At 69.1% G+C, this 16,124-nt stretch carries 13 protein-coding genes; 3 read left to right on the forward strand and 10 right to left on the reverse strand.

Going from position 1 to position 16,124, the window contains the following annotated elements:
- Window positions 1–53: 53 nt before the first annotated feature.
- On the reverse strand, window positions 54–2,225 hold the full coding sequence (locus U874_RS14770; RefSeq protein WP_025134020.1) for an S-layer homology domain-containing protein: 2,172 nt from the start codon (window positions 2,223–2,225) through the stop codon (window positions 54–56).
- Window positions 2,226–2,652: 427 nt separating this feature from the next.
- Window positions 2,653–4,938, reverse strand: coding sequence for an S-layer homology domain-containing protein (locus tag U874_RS14775; protein WP_051582848.1), 2,286 nt, complete (start codon window positions 4,936–4,938; stop codon window positions 2,653–2,655).
- 607 nt (window positions 4,939–5,545) lie between these two features.
- Here U874_RS14775 and U874_RS0108030 point away from each other — a divergent pair.
- Window positions 5,546–7,111: a sodium:alanine symporter family protein gene (locus U874_RS0108030; RefSeq protein WP_025134023.1), complete on the forward strand. Its 1,566-nt coding sequence runs from the start codon at window positions 5,546–5,548 to the stop codon at window positions 7,109–7,111.
- On the opposite strand, the gene U874_RS15920 is transcribed toward U874_RS0108030, so the two are convergent.
- The 7 genes from U874_RS15920 to glf form a co-directional block, all read right to left on the reverse strand.
- The gene (locus U874_RS15920) at window positions 7,108–7,677 is read right to left on the reverse strand and encodes a sigma-70 family RNA polymerase sigma factor (protein ID WP_157834234.1); all 570 of its coding nucleotides are present in this window, start codon (window positions 7,675–7,677) and stop codon (window positions 7,108–7,110) included. The genes U874_RS0108030 and U874_RS15920 overlap by 4 nt on opposite strands.
- Window positions 7,678–7,768: 91 nt before the next feature.
- On the reverse strand, window positions 7,769–8,911 hold the full coding sequence (locus U874_RS0108035; protein ID WP_025134024.1) for an FtsX-like permease family protein: 1,143 nt from the start codon (window positions 8,909–8,911) through the stop codon (window positions 7,769–7,771).
- A complete protein-coding gene (locus tag U874_RS0108040) occupies window positions 8,908–9,588 on the reverse strand; it encodes an ABC transporter ATP-binding protein (RefSeq protein WP_025134025.1) in 681 nt (226 codons plus the stop codon). Before U874_RS0108040 ends, U874_RS0108035 begins: the two co-directional genes overlap by 4 nt.
- Window positions 9,585–10,409, reverse strand: coding sequence for a hypothetical protein (locus tag U874_RS0108045; protein WP_157834235.1), 825 nt, complete (start codon window positions 10,407–10,409; stop codon window positions 9,585–9,587). Before U874_RS0108045 ends, U874_RS0108040 begins: the two co-directional genes overlap by 4 nt.
- Window positions 10,410–10,432: 23 nt before the next feature.
- Window positions 10,433–10,930, reverse strand: coding sequence for a hypothetical protein (locus U874_RS0108050; protein ID WP_157834236.1), 498 nt, complete (start codon window positions 10,928–10,930; stop codon window positions 10,433–10,435).
- Window positions 10,927–11,364 carry a hypothetical protein gene (locus tag U874_RS0108055; protein ID WP_025134028.1) on the reverse strand — a complete coding sequence of 146 codons (438 nt, stop codon included), beginning with the start codon at window positions 11,362–11,364 and terminating at the stop codon, window positions 10,927–10,929. Before U874_RS0108055 ends, U874_RS0108050 begins: the two co-directional genes overlap by 4 nt.
- Window positions 11,365–11,522: 158 nt before the next feature.
- On the reverse strand, window positions 11,523–12,662 hold the full coding sequence (gene glf, locus U874_RS0108060) for a UDP-galactopyranose mutase (protein WP_029987995.1): 1,140 nt from the start codon (window positions 12,660–12,662) through the stop codon (window positions 11,523–11,525).
- A 90-nt stretch (window positions 12,663–12,752) separates the two neighbouring features.
- Here glf and U874_RS0108065 point away from each other — a divergent pair, with 90 nt between their 5' ends.
- Both U874_RS0108065 and U874_RS0108070 read left to right on the forward strand, forming a co-directional pair.
- On the forward strand, window positions 12,753–14,345 hold the full coding sequence (locus tag U874_RS0108065) for a class I SAM-dependent methyltransferase (protein ID WP_025134030.1): 1,593 nt from the start codon (window positions 12,753–12,755) through the stop codon (window positions 14,343–14,345).
- A 10-nt stretch (window positions 14,346–14,355) separates the two neighbouring features.
- Window positions 14,356–14,562, forward strand: a complete 207-nt coding sequence (locus U874_RS0108070) for a DUF6752 domain-containing protein (protein ID WP_025134031.1) — start codon at window positions 14,356–14,358, stop codon at window positions 14,560–14,562.
- A gap of 543 nt (window positions 14,563–15,105) precedes the next feature.
- On the opposite strand, the gene U874_RS0108075 is transcribed toward U874_RS0108070, so the two are convergent.
- On the reverse strand, window positions 15,106–16,062 hold the full coding sequence (locus U874_RS0108075; protein WP_025134032.1) for a Gfo/Idh/MocA family protein: 957 nt from the start codon (window positions 16,060–16,062) through the stop codon (window positions 15,106–15,108).
- Between the last annotated feature and the right edge of the window lie 62 nt (window positions 16,063–16,124).

Genomic DNA, 16,124 nt, shown 5'->3' on the forward strand with positions numbered 1-16,124 from the left:
CCGGGACGTTCTTGGTCTTGTGCGGGCCGCACTGCGGTGCAGGCCCCACCCCGCTAGTGCTTCAAGCGATAGATGAATGCGGCCATGGCCTCGCGAGTGACCTTCCCCTTCGGGTTGTAGATCCGCTTGCCGTTCTTATTGATCCCGGTGGAGAGGCCCGAGGAGTACATCCAAGTGACCTCCTTGTAGAACTTCTGCCCGGGCTTCATGTCGGCGAACGGGGACGTCTTCGCGCCCGCGTACCGGGACCCTTCAAGCCGGTAGATGAACGCCGCCATCGCCTCGCGGGTCACACTGGACTTGGGAGCGTAGGTGCGTCCGCCCGCGGTCTTGATACCCGTCGACAGCCCGGACGTGTACATCCAGGCGATCTCCTTGTAGAACTTGTGACTCGTCGGGACATCCGTGAACGGCGACTTCTTGGGCGCCTGGTAGTTCTTCGGGGCTTCCAGGCGGTAGAGGAACGCGGCCATCGCCTCGCGCGTGACGTTGCTCTTCGGATCGTACTTGCGCAGCGAACCACCGGCGTTGATGCCCGTCGAGAGCTTCGCTGAGCTCATCCAGTTGATCTCCTTCCCGAACTTGTGCGCGTAGGGCACATCGATGAACGGGGTGAAGTCGACGCGAACCACCGCGGTGCTCCCCACCGACACAACGGAGACCCGCGCGGTGTTATACCAGGGCGTCGAGTTGGTCCCCGCGCGCATGGTCTGGAATCGCCCCTTGGTTCCGGAGACCGTGTCCCAGATCGGGATCACCGTGCTGGCCTTGGCCGCGGAGGCACCGTAGCCCTGCGCGAAGGGCTTCAGCACGCGCACGCCGCGTTCCTGGTGGTAGTTCAGCCCGTAGTAGTAGTAACTCGCGCCTGGCACCGTGTAGAAGCCCGCGTCCTGCCCGGTCCGGTTCCGATACTCGACATAGAAGGTGCCCCCGGTCGGGCTCTCCACCTTCAGCCCGCGCAGCCCGGAGTTCCCTCCGCCGGGCTGCAGCGTGAACGTCTGAGAACGCCCGCCCGACGCCTGCACGGTCCGGACCGACCCCGCGGGTGCGATTCCGAGCTGGTGCTTCTGAGAGATCGCCAGCGCGACCGGCTTCGAACCGCCGAACGATGAGCCCTTGCCCATCACGTTGTAGACATCGCCGTACTCGTCATCCCAGCACGGAGACACCGGGCGGCCGTTGCGCATCTGCGCATCGGTGACGTTCCCCGTGCAGATTCGTGAGTTCCCGTGTCCCAGGCCGAGGTTATGCCCGATCTCGTGAGCCAGGAGACCCGTGGTGAGCGAAACGTCTCCCCCATCGCGCACGCCCGTGTCGATCCAGACGAGACCGCCGGAGTGCAGCGACCCGATCGTCCCCCAGCCTGCAACGTTGCCGGAGAGCGCGCCGCAGTCGTCGTCGACGACGACAACGAGGTGACGGCCGGACTTCAGGTACGAATCCGGATTCTTCCCGAAGGCCCGTGCACCCTGCGTCCAGAGGTTGTCGGTGTACCGCGCGTCGCAGCGCAGCGTCCGGCTGTTCCCGGTGGGGGCTTTGCGCTTCTGCGCGCTCAGCGGCATTCCGGAAATCGCCCCGTTGCTCTGACCGTTCCAGTAGATGCTCGTGTCTGCGACCAGCTTCTTGAGGCTTGCATCCGAGGGATTCCCGCCGCCCGTGAAGAAGATGAGGTCGACGCCGTGCGACTTCTTCGCGGGAGCGGCTGCGACATCCGCGTTCGGCAGCGCGCTGCCGACCACCCCTGCCACCGGCCCGGCCCCGGCCTCCGCCTGCGTCGCCGCCTCGATCGCGTCCTCTACTGCGACCGGCCCGCTCTCGGAGATCTCGGCCTCCACCGCGGCCTGCGCCGTGGCGTCCAGCGTCAGCGTCCCTTCGAAGCGATCACCGCTCAGTGCCTCCGCGCCGACGAGTGCGGGATCAATCTCCACGAGCGGACCGCTGTCCGTCGCGACCAGCACGCGTCCCGGCGTGAGCTCGGCCCCCTCGTGCTCCTCCTCAGGTTCCGCGCTCCCCCCGGTGCTCCACGCCGACTCGCCGAAGCCAGGGTGCGCACCCTCGCTCGAGACGATCGCCAGGGTGCCGGATACCGGCAGGATCTCCGGAACTTCTGTCAGCAGCTCGCTCTCGGATTCTGCGGCGTCATCGTCCTCGGTCGGCAGCTCCCCTGCCGGAGCGGTTTCACGCTCTGCAGGATCGCCCTCTCCCTCGGAATCCTCGGGGTCCACGGGCAAAGTTCCCTCACCAGTGCCCGCTCCGCCCGGATCTGCGGGATCAGGCCCGGTCTCGTCAGGCCGGGGAGTCTCGCCGTTCGGCTCAGTTCCTTCCGGGGCGGTCTCGCCGGGCTCGGTCGCACTCGGGTCATTCGCGGGGTCCTGAATGAGCGCATCGGGAGACGGGGGTGCGAGTGGCCCGGTCACCGCGACGGCGGGACTCGCGCTGAGCGCTACCCCGATCGCGAGAGCCACTCCGAGGAGGGTTTTCAGAGGTGAACGCACAGAGCTTCCTTTCGAGGGGGTCGGGTTTACCCGGAATTACCCTATGCGCTCACGGCGTTCTTTCAGAAACCCGCGAGGAAACATCGCACGCTCTTCGCTGCTCGCGAGCCCAACTCCTCACGCCACACGAACGTCCGGGGCACCCCCTGGCGAGCGCTCAGCGCGCATCCAAGCGGTAGAGGAACGCGGCCATTGCTTCCCGGGTCACACTCGCCTGAGGCGCGTAGCCCCGCTGCCCACCAGGAAGCGCGTTCCCAGTGCTGATGCCGCGCTCGCGCATCCATGAGATCTCGCGTGCGAACCGATGATTGGCCGGGACGTCCTGGAATGGAGCTGACCGAGGAGCACTCAGCGCTGCTCCCTCCGACCGCGCGAGGAACGCCGCCATGGCTTCGCGCGAGACGGGGCGACTCGGAAGATACTTCGGTTTGCCCCGGGGCTGCGTGATCCCCGTTGAAATACCGCGCTCATACATCCACGCGATCTCTCGATAGAACTGGTGCGAGACCGGCACATCGGCGAACGGCGACACCGCAGGTGCCGCGTAGCCGCTGGGGGCCGCCCGCCGGAACAGGAAGGCAGCCATGGCCGCGCGCGACACTGGGGCCTTCGGTTGGTAGGCGCGCGCGCCTCCCCCCGCCGCCACCCCCGTGCTGAGCCCGCTCGAGTGCATCCACACGATCTCCGTAGCGAATGGTGCAGAGGCCGCCACATCTACGAACGGCATGAACTCGATCTTCACCCGCGCGCTCGCCGCGCTCGTGGAGACGACGCTCACGCGCACCGAGCTGTTCCACGGGCTCGCCGTCCGGCCGGCGCGGGCGGTTTGGAAGAGCCCCGTCGCCCCGAGCTGCGCGTCCCGCACCGACACGACGGTGCTGCCGAAGCGGTGCGTGCCATCCGCGTTGCGGCCGGAGTCGGCGTCCCCCTTGACGATCCGCACCCCCGCCGCCGTATAGTGCTCGCCCGGAGCGAGCCCCGTCGCGTACACCCGCCCCGCGGCGAGGCCCATGCTCGCATCCTGGCCCGTCATCGCCCGGTACTCGACGTAGAACGTGCCGCCGCGATCCCCCTCGATCCGGAGCCCGCGCACCCCGGTCGCACTCCCCGCTGCCGCGAGCGTGATCGTCTGCGTCGCCCCACCCGAGGCGCGCACCGCGCGGATCGCCCCGGCGGGCACGACCCCCAGTGCATCGCGCTGCGCCGCGGTGAGGGCGGGCGGGCGGCGACCGCCCGACCAGGCGCCGATCCCCATGACGTTGAAGGGATCGCCGTACTCGACGTCCGCGCAGGGGGCGACCGGTGCGCCGCCGCGCACCGCCGCATCCGTCGCGCTGCCCGAGCAGACACGGGACTTCCCGTGGCCGAGCCCCAGATTGTGGCCAATCTCGTGCGCGACCATTCCCGTCGCGGCGCTCAGCGGCAAGCCCGCGCGGTGGCGCGCGCCGAGGTCGACCCAGCTCAGCCCGCCGCTGTGCAGCGTGCCGTAGCTCCCCCACCCGCTCGAGTGCTGCGACAGCGCCCCGCAGCCGTCGTCGACGAGCACGATCAAGTGCCGCGCCGATCCGATGTAGCTGCTCGTGCTGCGGCCGAACTGCTGCGCTGCGTCGCTCCAGAGCCGCTGCAGGTACTTCGGGTCGCAGCGCGCTGCGCGGTCCCCGGCGAAGGTGGCGACCCGCTTCACCGCGTTGACGGTGATCCCGCTGACCGCGCCGTTCGTCTGGCCCGCCCAGTAGTCTCCCGCGTCGCGCACCAGCTGCGTGAGCTCAGCGGTGGACGGCGCTCCGCCCCCGGTGTAGAAGGCCACGTCGGCGGTATGGGCGCGCGGTGCCGTGCCGCTGCCAGTGCCCGAGCCGGGGATGACGAGACCCCCGATCGTGACGTTGCCTCCGAGGTTCAGGGCCGCGACCGTCACTGCGGCGGTGGCTTCTGGGCTGAGCGCGTCTGGGCTGAGCGCGTCTGGGCTGAGCTCGTCAGGGCTGAGCGCGTCATTGCTGAGCGCGTCCGCGGTCAGTTCAGTCGCGGTCGGATCGCCCGGGAGCGGCTCGTTCCGCGCGCGCTCCTCCGTGCCCGCTTCCGTGGGCGGCGGCTCCGGCTGCGTCGCCGCGGGCAGGTCCTCCGGCGCGAGCGCCGCGACCGCTTCCGTGGCCACGGCCGCCTGCTGCTCCGGTGCGGGATCGAGCACGAGCTCGCCCGTGACACGCTCGCCCGCCGCAGCCGCCGCGAGCCCGTCGACGGGGAGCTCGAGGATCGGGCCGACGTCCGTCGCGATGAGGCGCTGCTCTTCGGCGAGCGGGGCCGCGGCCGCGGGTGTGTCCCCTGCGACCGGCGCGCTGCCGCCCTCCGCCGCGACCACCACCACCGTCCCGTCGAGCGGGAGCGCCTCGGGGAGCGCGCCCAGGAGGCGCGCCGCAGGGTCCTCGGCGACGGGGTCCGCGGCCACCGGCTCGGCTCCGGGAACCGGGTCGGCGGGGCCCGGAACAGCGGCCTCTGTGGGACGGGGGTCAGCGGGACCGGGATCGGGGTCGGGGTCGCCCGTGGCGGGATCTCCGTCGGGCGCGGGGTCCCCCGGCGGTTCGGTCCCCGGGTGTCCGGGTTCACTCGTTCCCGGCTCCGCCGTTCCCGGCGCCGCCGTCCCAGGTTCCGGCGCCCCCGGCTCCGTCGTCCCCGGCTCCGTCGTGCCCGCCGCGGCCGACAACGTGCCGGGCACGCGTCCGTCCGACTCGCCGTCCGCGGCCTGCGCCGGCGGCACGCCGACCCCGCCAAGGGCGAGCGCCAGCGCAAGCAGGGCGACTCCGGGTGAGCTCCGCAGGATTCGCATACACGTCCCTCCGCACCGCAACGGCCAGATGTGCGCCCCAGCATAAGTCCTGATGAGAGCGCTGTGTAGTCTCGTTTTGCGAGCAATGTAGGTGTACGCTATGTCCTTGCTTTTCTTCGCCCCACCCGCGCGAGGGCTGCGGGAAGCCCCTGATTCCTGCTACAGTCGCCCGCAACCATGGCCGGGCACAACCCGGCTCCGCGACGACGCGAAGGGCTCAGGTACTCCCGTGACTGATCAGTTGCAGAGCATTCTCGATTCCATCGGAGGGGTGATCTGGGGGCCATTCGTCCTGATCCCGCTCCTGTTCCTCACCGGCCTCTACCTCACGATCCGGCTCGGGGGCATCCAGTTCCTCCGACTCGGAGCGGCCCTCAACCTCGGCATCATCCGTCGCCGGGATCCGGGATCGAGCGGGGACATCTCCCAGTTCCAGGCGCTCACGACCGCCCTGGCGGCCACCGTCGGCACGGGCAACATCGTGGGCGTCGCCACGGCCATCGGCATCGGCGGCCCCGGCGCACTGTTCTGGATGTGGGTGACGGGCCTCCTCGGCATGGCCTCCAAGTACACCGAGGCGTTCCTCGGCGTGCGCTTCCGACAGGCGGACAGCAAGGGCGAGCGCAACGGCGGCCCCCAGTACTACCTCGAGAAGGGCATCCGCGGCCCGCTCGGGAAGATCCTCGCCTGGTCGTTCACCATCTTCGCCGTGTTCGCCTGCTTCGGCATCGGCAACCTCACGCAGTCGAACTCGATCTCCGCGAACGTCGAGCACAGCTTCGGCATCCCCACGTGGGCCACGGGCGTTGTCCTCACCGTCTTCGTGCTCGTCGTGCTCGTCGGCGGCATCAAGTCGATCGGCAAGGTGACCGCCGGCTTCGTGCCGATCATGATCGTGTTCTACGTCGTCGCCGCGCTCTACATCCTCTTCGCCAACATCGGAGACGTCCCCGCGGCAATCGGCCTCGTGTTCGCCGACGCGTTCACGGGCACGGCGGCGGCCGGCGGCTTCGCGGGATCCGTGTTCATCATCGCGATCCAGTACGGCTTCGCGCGCGGCATCTTCTCGAACGAGTCGGGCATGGGCTCCGCGGCGATCGCCGCGGCCGCGGCGCAGACGAGCCACCCCGTACGCCAGGGCCTTGTCTCGATGACGCAGACGTTCATCGACACCATCATCGTGGTGACCATGACGGGCCTCGTGATCATCACCACGGGAACGTACACCTCCATCGACCCGGAGACCGGGGAGCAATTGTCGCCTGCGCTCATGACCGGGCAAGCGTTCTCGAACGGACTCCCCGGGGAATGGGGGCACTGGATCGTGACGATCGGACTCGTGATGTTCGCCGCCTCGACGATCCTCGGCTGGGCCTACTACGGCGAGCGGAACATCGTGCGCATCTTCGGCCGCCGCATCGTGACCCCGTTCCGCATCGTGTTCTCGCTCATCGTCTTCGTGGGAGCGACCACGCAGCTCGCCATCGCGTGGTCCTTCTCGGACATGATGAACGGCCTGATGGCGATCCCGAACCTCATCGGGCTCATCATCCTGTCCGGCCTCGTCGCCCGCGAGACGCGCGCGTATCTCCGCTTCGATCCGAAGCTGCGCGCCAGCTCGGCGGAGATCGAGCAGGCACTCGCGGACGAGCCCGGGTACCAGGCCTGGCGCGCCCGCGAGGCAGAGCTCGACCTCCAGAGCGGACACTCGCCGCAGCGCCCGGCCACGCACCAGATCGACGCGATCGGGCTCGACGCCGAGGAACCCGACGATCTCCCGGCGCCCCGGCGCTAGCGAGGTGCCCTTCGGCCCCGGACATCCTCCGGGGCCGAACGGTACTCGATCTCTGCGCGCAGTCGTTTACGGCATCGAGCGAGCCGAGTCCGCACCGCTTCAGGAGAGCAACCGAGCGCTCTCGCAACCTCAGTGGACGGAAGCCCCTCCCAATAGGTCAGCCAGATCAGCACCCGTTCAGCCTCGGGAAGCGCGCGAACCGCGGCGCGGAGCTCCACGTACGCGGCAATGCACGACGTCTCCGCGGAGGCAGAGGCGGGTTCCCGCCCCATGCGCTCGACACGCGAGCGCACTCGTTCACGCGAGCGGAGCTCCGCTCCGATCGAGTGCCGAAGCGCACCGAACAGCCAGGCCTGCGCGCACTTCGGGTCCAGCTCCTCACGCCGACGCCACGCCGCGAGCGCGGTGCGCCCGACCGCGTCCTCCGCATCTTCGGCATTCCCTAGACTGCGCAGCGCGACCCAGAGCAGGGCACCACGGGCCTGCTCGATCGCACGGATCAGTTCGCAGTGGGATCTGCCATCGACCCGACGGCGCGCAGAGGGTTCCCGAGTGAGGGCAGCCACGACCGGTCCAATCGTCAGGCCCCATCCGTCCGAAGATGTGTCGCCAGTGTACGAGTGAATGCCGCGCGGTGAGTGGTGCGTCGAGGGCTACTTAGTACCGCATCACGGATGACAGGTCTCGACGCGAGGAGCTGACCGCGGGGACGATACTCGCGGCAAGCGCAGCGCCCGCAGAGACCCCGAAGCTCACCGCCCCAATCGCCGGGGAGAAGTCCGGCGCCGCAACACCTGCCGGGATATCGAACGCTTCCAGGATGACGGGGAAGAGCGCCCAGGAGCACCCGTACGCGATCACTGCTGAGACGCACGCGATCAGTTGCGACTCCCCCAGCGTCACCAGCGCGATCTGCACCCGGGACGCGCCGAACACCCGCCGGAGCGAGAATTCACGCGCTCTGGCCCGGCTCGTGGCGAGTCCGAGATTCACCGCGCCCAGCAGCGTCGAGGCCACGCTCAGCCCGCCGAGGGCGAGGAGCACCCGTGAGGTCGCGGCGAGTTCCTCCGCGAGCTGCCCCACCGTGTCGATCCGCTCAACTTCGTCGGCCGCGCCCGGCACCCCGAACGACGCGAGTTCACGGGCGGCACGCGACACCGAATCTGTCGTGAGCGTCGGGCCACTCAGCACAATGTACGTGCGCGCCGAACGCTGCGCGGTCCACAGTGGCTCGGCTATCGGAACGTAGATCCGTGGGATCGGAGCACCGTCGCGGAGCTCGCCCGACACGTGCACTCCGGTGCGATCGGCCACCAGACGCAGTTCGGCGCGACGTTCGCCGCGAAGCATCTCTGCCGCACGGTCATTGACCACCACGCGTGGTGCGACTCCACTGAGTCCAGTCCCCCAGTTTCCCGAGACGAGCGCCAGCGGAAAGATCTTCATGTACGCGTCGTCGACGAACACGAGGTCGACGAGCGCATCGCCGCGAGCGCTTCGGAGGCCTGCCTCAGGGATCCACACCTCAGCGGCAACCGCAGACGCTGCCGATCGGGCGGCGAGGAAGTCGCCGTAGCTCCGCAGTTCCTCGGCGGACTGCAGCCCACCGACGAGCACACGAACAGTCGTGGACGGCCCCCCACCGAACAACGCACGTTGCTGCACGGTCTCGCCGAGCACCGCGCTCGCGGCGACGACCGAGACGAGGCCCAGCATGCCGAGCGTCAAAGCGAGCGCCGAGAGCAGGCTCCGGACCGGCTCGCCACGAGCAGTCTGCCAGATCACCACGAGCGTTCTCACGCGGGTACCTCGCTCAAGCGGCCTCGGTCGACGCGGAACTCCCGATCGGCATCGCGCGCGATTCGCGGGTCATGAGTCACGGTGATCAGGCATGCGCGGGCGTCGCGAACGAGACGAAGTAGCAGGCCGAGCACGGTGTCGCCGGTGTCCTGGTCGAGGGCCCCCGTCGGCTCGTCGGCGAGCACGAGCGCGGGCTCGGTCACGAGCGCGCGTGCAATCGCGACGCGCTGCCGTTCCCCGCCCGACAGCGCTCCGGGCTTCCGCCCCGCGAGGGCTCCGATTCCCAACTGCTCCAGGAAGCTCGTGGTCCGTAGTCGTGCGAGGCCACGGGCTATATCTCTCCGGTGCATGAGGGGGAGTTGCACATTCTCACGCACCGTGAGGTGGTCGATGAGCCAGGAGTTCTGCGGCACGAATCCGATGCGCCGCCCCCTGATTCGGGTGATCTCCGCGTGGCCCAGTTCCCCGATCGGGACACCGTCGAATTCGAAACGCGAGCCCGGGTCGAACGGCGACGTGAGCCCGATGCAGGACAACAGCGTGCTCTTGCCGCTTCCCGACGGGCCCGTGATCGCGATGTGCTCCCCCGCGTGCGCGGCGAACTCGATATCGCGGAGCACTTGCGACCCATCCGCAAGGGTGCGGTTGCCCGCGCGCACCGTGATGACCGCGCTCATTCGGCTCCCAGAAGCGTGGGTGAGGGGATCAGTACCTCCATGCCTTCGCTGAGCCCGTCCACGATCTCGACGTAGGCACCGTCGCTGATTCCGAGTGTGACGGAATGGGCACGTCCGTGGCTCGTCCGGGGGAACACTTCGCCGCGCTCAAGGGTGCCCGCGACCGCTTCGATCGGCAACGCCAGCACATCGCGCCGTTCCTCGAGCACGATGACGATGCGAGCCTCAGCACCGACCACGACCGGCACCTCGGCGGGCGGCCTGCAGGTGAAGACCATGTCCTCACCGATTCGGCTGAGGCGTGGATCGGTCACCCCGCAGGAGAACGGCCCGGCGGATCCCCGGACCTGGGCGGTGATCCGAGCCGGGGAACGCTGCCCGATACGCAGCAGTGCTTCAGGGTCGGGAAGTGCACGGAGGAGCAGTGCCGCATCGGTGATCTCGAGCAGCGGAGTCCCCGCTTCGAACACGATCTCCTCCGGGGCGAGGATCGTCACCTGAGCCGCAGTCTCGGGGACGTCGAGAGGGATCACCTCCCCATGTTCAGAGAGAAAGCTGAAGCCCACCGCACGCGGCTCGGTCAGGATACTGCCCGCGGGAACCCCCTCGGCCCCGACCGTGTGGAAGGAACCCCGAGCGGGTGCGGTGATCGCGTAGCGCTGCCCGGCTTCCACCGTCGCTTCGAGGCTGAGCCCCTCGACGAGGTCCCGCCGCTCCACTCGAACGGACTCCTGCGATTCGGTCACCCCCGTATCGCCCGTCTGCGTGTCTCCAGCGGAGCAGCCCACAGCGCTCAGGGCGAACCCGACCACCAGCACCATCGCGAGCCTCGCGTATCGACGGGTCACTCGGCGCCCAGCACGCAGTCCGTGCGGTGGAATTCCGCAAGTCCGCCCAGGTCACCGAGTTCGGCGGATTCGAGCGTCTGCTCCCAGACGCCATCGGGATCTTCCAAGTGGTCGACGGCCCAGCTCGTCTCGGGGAAACGGCGGAGCTGAGTCATCCCCTCGGCACGCACCGCGGAGTCCGACGATTCAAGCGCAAGTCCCAACCACGCGCAGTACCACTGGAAGTATGCTTCGGCTTCGCCCAGGGACTCGGCGATCTGCCCGCGCGGCGGACTCGGATGCTCGGCGAACTGGAACCCCTCAGGAAGGCGTTCCGGGAACGAGGCGACCGTGCGCTCGTACTCGGCGGTCCACTCGCGAGCGGAGATAAAGCGCGTCTCCGTGCCCGGTTCGCCCGGAGCCTCCCCGGTGCACGCCGTGGTGCCCGCGAGGATCAGAACGAGAATTCCGAGCCACCAGCGCGCCATTCGTCGGCGGAGCGAACGGGAGCTCACAGGGACAGGCTCCCGGACCACGAGGGCAGCGGGAAGCCGCAGCCCGTGCTCTTCGTCACATGACGAGCGTTCACCGCGAAGTGGCCCTGCGGGATCGTCGCGCTCCCCTGCGTGGTCGTGAAGCGCTTGCTCCGGTTGAGCTCGGACCGAACGAAGTTCAGGCTGCGTGTGACCTGCGTCCCGTTCTTCGAGCGAAGTCCGTAGTTCACCCCTCCCGCGGCGATCGACGTGAATGAGGAGACCGTGATCGAGGCGCCCCCGCGAGCGTGAACGCGGAACGTGTCGTACTGCGTCAGCGTTCCGATGCAGCTGAGTGTTCCCGACAGCCGGTGCGTCGCGGCTGAGGCAGGAACGGCGAGTCCAGCGACGGGCGCTGCCCCGAGCGCGATCGTGAGCGCCGGATCGCGCCACCCGGTCCGACGTGTCTGGTGCATGATGGGTCCTCGACTCTCTCCGGTGCGCATCGAGAGCGCGCACGTCCGTACAGAGATCTTTCCCACCCGGGCGCGAACTGTGACATTCTCCCGGTACGACGAACGGGCCCGGATCCCCCGCAGGGAGGATCCGGGCCCGTTCGTCCGCGCGCTGGCGCCTAGAGCAGCTCGTTCAGCTTGTTGTTAAACATCGAGAGCGCCGAACCGATCGCCATGTGCATGTCGAGGTACTGGTAGGTGCCCAGGCGGCCGCCGAAGAGCACGCGGTCCTCCTGCTCGGTGAGCGCGCGGTACTTCAGCAGCCGCTCGCGGTCCTCCGGCGTGTTGACGGGGTAGTACGGCTCGTCCTCGCGCTCGGCGAAGCGCGAGAACTCGCGCATGATGACGGTCTTGTCCGCCGGGTACTCGCGCTCGGGGTGGAAGTGACGGAACTCGTGAATGCGCGTGTACGGCACGTCCGATCCCGCATAGTTCATCACGCTCGTGCCCTGGAAGTCGCCCGTGGGGAGCACCTCCTGCTCGAAGTCGAGCGTGCGCCAGCCGAGCTCGCCCTCCGCGTAGTCGAAGTAGCGGTCGACCGGTCCCGTGTACACCACGGGGACGGTGCCGACGATGTCGCGCTTGTTGAGCGGCTGCGATTCGTCGAAGAAGTCGGTGTTCAGTCGCACCTCGATGTTCGGGTGGTCCGCCATCTTCTCGAGCCAGGCGGTGTACCCCTCCGTGGGGAGCCCCTCGTGGGTGTCGTTGAAGTAGCGGTTGTCGTAGGTGTAACGCACGGGGAGGCGGCTGATCACCTCGGCGGGGAGCTCCGTCGTGGGCGTCTGCCACTGCTTCGAGGTGTAGTCGCGGATGAATGCTTCGTAGAGCGGGCGCCCGATGAGCGAGATGCCCTTCTCCTCGAGGTTCTGCGCGTCCTTCGTGTCGAACTCGCCGGCCTGCTCGGCGATGAGCGCGCGCGCCTCGTCCGGCCCGTAGGCCGCACGGAAGAACTGGTTGATCGTGCCGAGGTTGATCGGCAGGGGGTACACCTCGCCCTGATAATTCGAGTAGACCTTGTGCTCGTAGTTCGTGAAGCTGGTGAAGCGGTTCACGTACTCCCACACGGTCTCATTGGAGGTGTGGAAGAGATGCGCGCCGTAGCGGTGCACCTCGATCCCGGTCTCCGGCTCCGCCTCGGAGTACGCGTTCCCGCCGATGTGCGAACGGCGGTCGATGACGACGACCTTCTTGCCGGCGCTCGCCGCGCGCTCCGCAATGGTGAGCCCGAAAAAACCTGATCCAACTACGAGGAGATCCATGTGCGCCAGCTTACCCGCCCGACCGGGGGAACCCCGCACGGGCGAACCCTGACGCTAGACTGTGTCCGATCCTCAGGGACCCCTCACACCATGCAGCCATTCGTCACGCCGAGCGCCCTCGCGCTCCCATCGCTCCCCCCGGGCACCGCCTCGATCGACGTCCGCTTCGACGACCAGCGCGTCTGGTCGGTGGACGTGCGCCCGCACTCGGGCGAGCTCCTGCGTGTCCCGTGGCCGGCGGCGCTGCAGCCGTACCTCGTGGGACGCACCCGGCTGAGCGTGCACGACTCGGCCACCGGGATCGAGCTCGGCTCCGCGGAGATCGAGTTCACCGAGGACCCCGGGCGCGTGCGCGTCGCCGACGAGGCGGGCAGCCCGCTCGTGGTGAACAAGTGGGGTCGGCTCGGCGCGACCCTCGAGACCATGGGCGCTGGCGCGCAGCGCGTGATCATCGATCGCGCCGCCCACATCGTGAGCGAGCTGAGCCGGATCGGGCTGCGCCCGTTCATCGTCGGCGGCACGCTCCTCGGCGGCATCCGCACGGGATCGCTCCTCCCCCACGACGACGACGCCGACATCGCGTACCTGTCGAAGTACGTGAACCCGGCCGACGTCGCGCGCGAGGGCTTCCGGGTGGGCGCGGAGCTCGCGGCCGCGGGCTACGAGATCCGGCGCCACAGCGCCACGCACCTCCAGCTCCTCTTCCGCGACGACGCCGGAGAAGTGGTGCACTACATCGACGTGTTCGCCGCGTTCTTCAGCGCGGACGGCCAGATCAACCAGCCCTTCCACGTGCGCGGCGAGATGCGCCCGGATCAGCTGCTCCCGTTCCGCACGGTGACGCTCGACGGCACGGAGTTCCCCGCACCGGCAGACGCGGAGCACTGGCTCACGATCAACTACGACGAGAACTGGCGCACCCCGATCCCCGGGTACGTCCTCGAGACCCCCCTCCCCACACGGCGGCGCTTCGACAACTGGTTCGGCGCATTCAACCTGCACCGCGAGTACTGGGACGAGCACTACGCCCGCGCCGTGGAGTCGGATCTGCCCGGGCGCGCCTGGCGGCTCGGCGCTGCATGGCTCGCCGGCGAGTCCGACGCGCTCAGCGCCCCTTCGCTCGTCGATCTCGGCTGCGGCGACGGGACGCTCGCGATCGAGCTCGCGCACCTTCGCCCGGAGCGCCGGGTCGTGGGCCTCGACTACTCCGACCGCGCGCTCGCACTCGCCCGCACTGCCGCCTCCGCGGCGGCAGTGCGGGCACCCGGCGGTGGGATCGAGTTCCTGCACGCGAACCTCTACCGCTTGACCTCGCTCCGGGCGCCGCGCGACGCCGGCATCACGGGTCCGTTCGACCTCGTGGCGAACCATGTGCTCGAGCAGCTGGGCATGCAGGGCCGGGAGCAGGCCTGGCGATTGATCCGCATGGCGATCCGCAGCGGCGGCAGCGCGCGCTTCACCGTGCACGCGCACCACGACGCCGACGTGAAATTCGAGGATCCGACGGGCTGGCACCTCGGCCGCGGCGCCCTCGAGCGCGAGGCCGAGCGCTTCGGGCTCGCGCTCGCATTCACCCCGCTCGCCCGCGCCACGGGAACGGTGCCGGGCCGCCGTCCCACCGGGGTGACCGTGTCCCGACTCGATTCCGCTGACCAGGGCGCCACCGCGCTCGACGAACGCTAGGGAGCCAGAGATGACCGAACACCGACCCACCGCGGGGCGCGTCGCCGCGCGCCTGCGCCGCGCGCTCCCGGGCGGCCGAGTGAGCCGACTCACCGAGGAACTCCAGGCCGAGCGCGAACGCATCACCCGGCTCGAAGCCGAGCTCGACGAGCTCCGCCGCGACAGCCTCCGCGTCGCCGAGATGCTCGACCTGATCGAGGACCGGCTGACGCCGTAGCGGGGTCGGCTCCCCTGGCATGGGCTGAGGCGTGTCCCGCGCGGTTCGGGGCTCGCTGCCGACGCTCCGCTGGCTGATGACTGCTGCGCGCGGTCTGCTTCCCGCCTGCGCGCCTATCGCGTCGGCCAGCCCATTGCTTCGGCCGGCGTTCACCGCCTCGGCCGCCCCTCACCGCCTCGGCCGATGCTCACCGCCCCGGCCGATGCTCACCGCCTCGGCCGATGCTCACCGCCTCGGCCGATGCTCACTGCCTCGGCCGATGCTCACCGCGAAGATTGCGCCGACTTTGCCCCGGTATCGACGCCGCTTACCGGAGCAAACTCGAACCAAGTTGCAGATTGCACCGCTTCACCCCGCCGGGTCCAGCATCAGCGCGCGCCGAGCCTGCGCACCGCGAAGATTGCATCGAGTTTGCTCCGGTGTGAACGCTCGATACCGGAGCAAACTCGAACCAAGTTGCAAGCGCTGTTGCGGGCACTGCAACGGGCGCTGCAACGGGCACTCTCACAAGCGCCGTTCCACCAGTTCCCGCGGGATCGCGCGCTACGCCTTTGCGGCGAGCGCGGCCGCGATGATGCGGTGCGCGGGAAGGATGCTGCGGCGCTCCTCGTCCGCGTCGACGCTTCCGCCCACGAGATCGACGAAGTGCTCGAACTGCGCGGCGAGCGGCTCGAGGCCCGAGACCTCGGGAACCTCCATCTCCGTCATCTGCTTGAAGCCGGCGCGGCCGTCGGTGCTCTCGATGTTCGCGTGGCGGTACTTCGTGACGCTGCGGAGGAGCAGGTCGACCTCCACCATCGAGTTGAGCGACTGGATGGTGAGCTTACGCACCTTGCGCTGGCCCACGCGGCTGGCCGAGGCCGAAGCGATGCCGTTGCCAGGGAAGCGCAGCGTCATGTCGATGACGTCCTCTGCGCCGGCAACGGACTCAGGGTGGAAGAAGCCGAGCTCGGCGCTCACCGACGTCGGCGAGGCGGAGCCGAAGAGGCGCGACACGAGATCGGCGTCGTGCACGAGCATGTCCCAGGCGACGCCCGTCTTGATGCGGGCCCAGTACGGCGAGTGGCGCTCGGCGCGCACGTAGACGGGCTCCTCGATGAGCGACTGGGCGGCGATCACGCCGGCGTTGTAGCGCTCGAGGAAGCCGCACTGCACGGGGACGCCGCGCTTCTCGGCCGTGGCGAGGATCTCCTCGGTCTGCTCCAGCGAGGGGCAGATCGGCTTCTCGATGAGCACGGGGAGCCCGGCGTCGAGCACCTGGCGGGCGATGTCGTAGTGGTATTCGGTGGAGGCGGCCACCACGACGGCGTCCGCGTGCCGCAGCGCGGCCTCCGCCTCGGGGAACCACTCACCGCCGTACAGATCGGTCGCCGCGCGGCCGTTCTGCTCGAACGGGTCGACGATCCCGACCAGGTTGGCGCGCGAGGAGGACGAGATGATCCGGGCGTGGTTGCGCCCCATCGTCCCCGCTCCGAAGAGCACAATGTTCGGGTTGGCCATGCTTCTCCTCCGAGGTGTCGTTCGGTCCGATCCCGAGGCTTCGAGACGAACCCGTCTAAGTG

Origin of the sequence: Leucobacter sp. PH1c (genome assembly GCF_000633415.1) — a bacterium.
Lineage (GTDB): Bacteria > Actinomycetota > Actinomycetes > Actinomycetales > Microbacteriaceae > Leucobacter.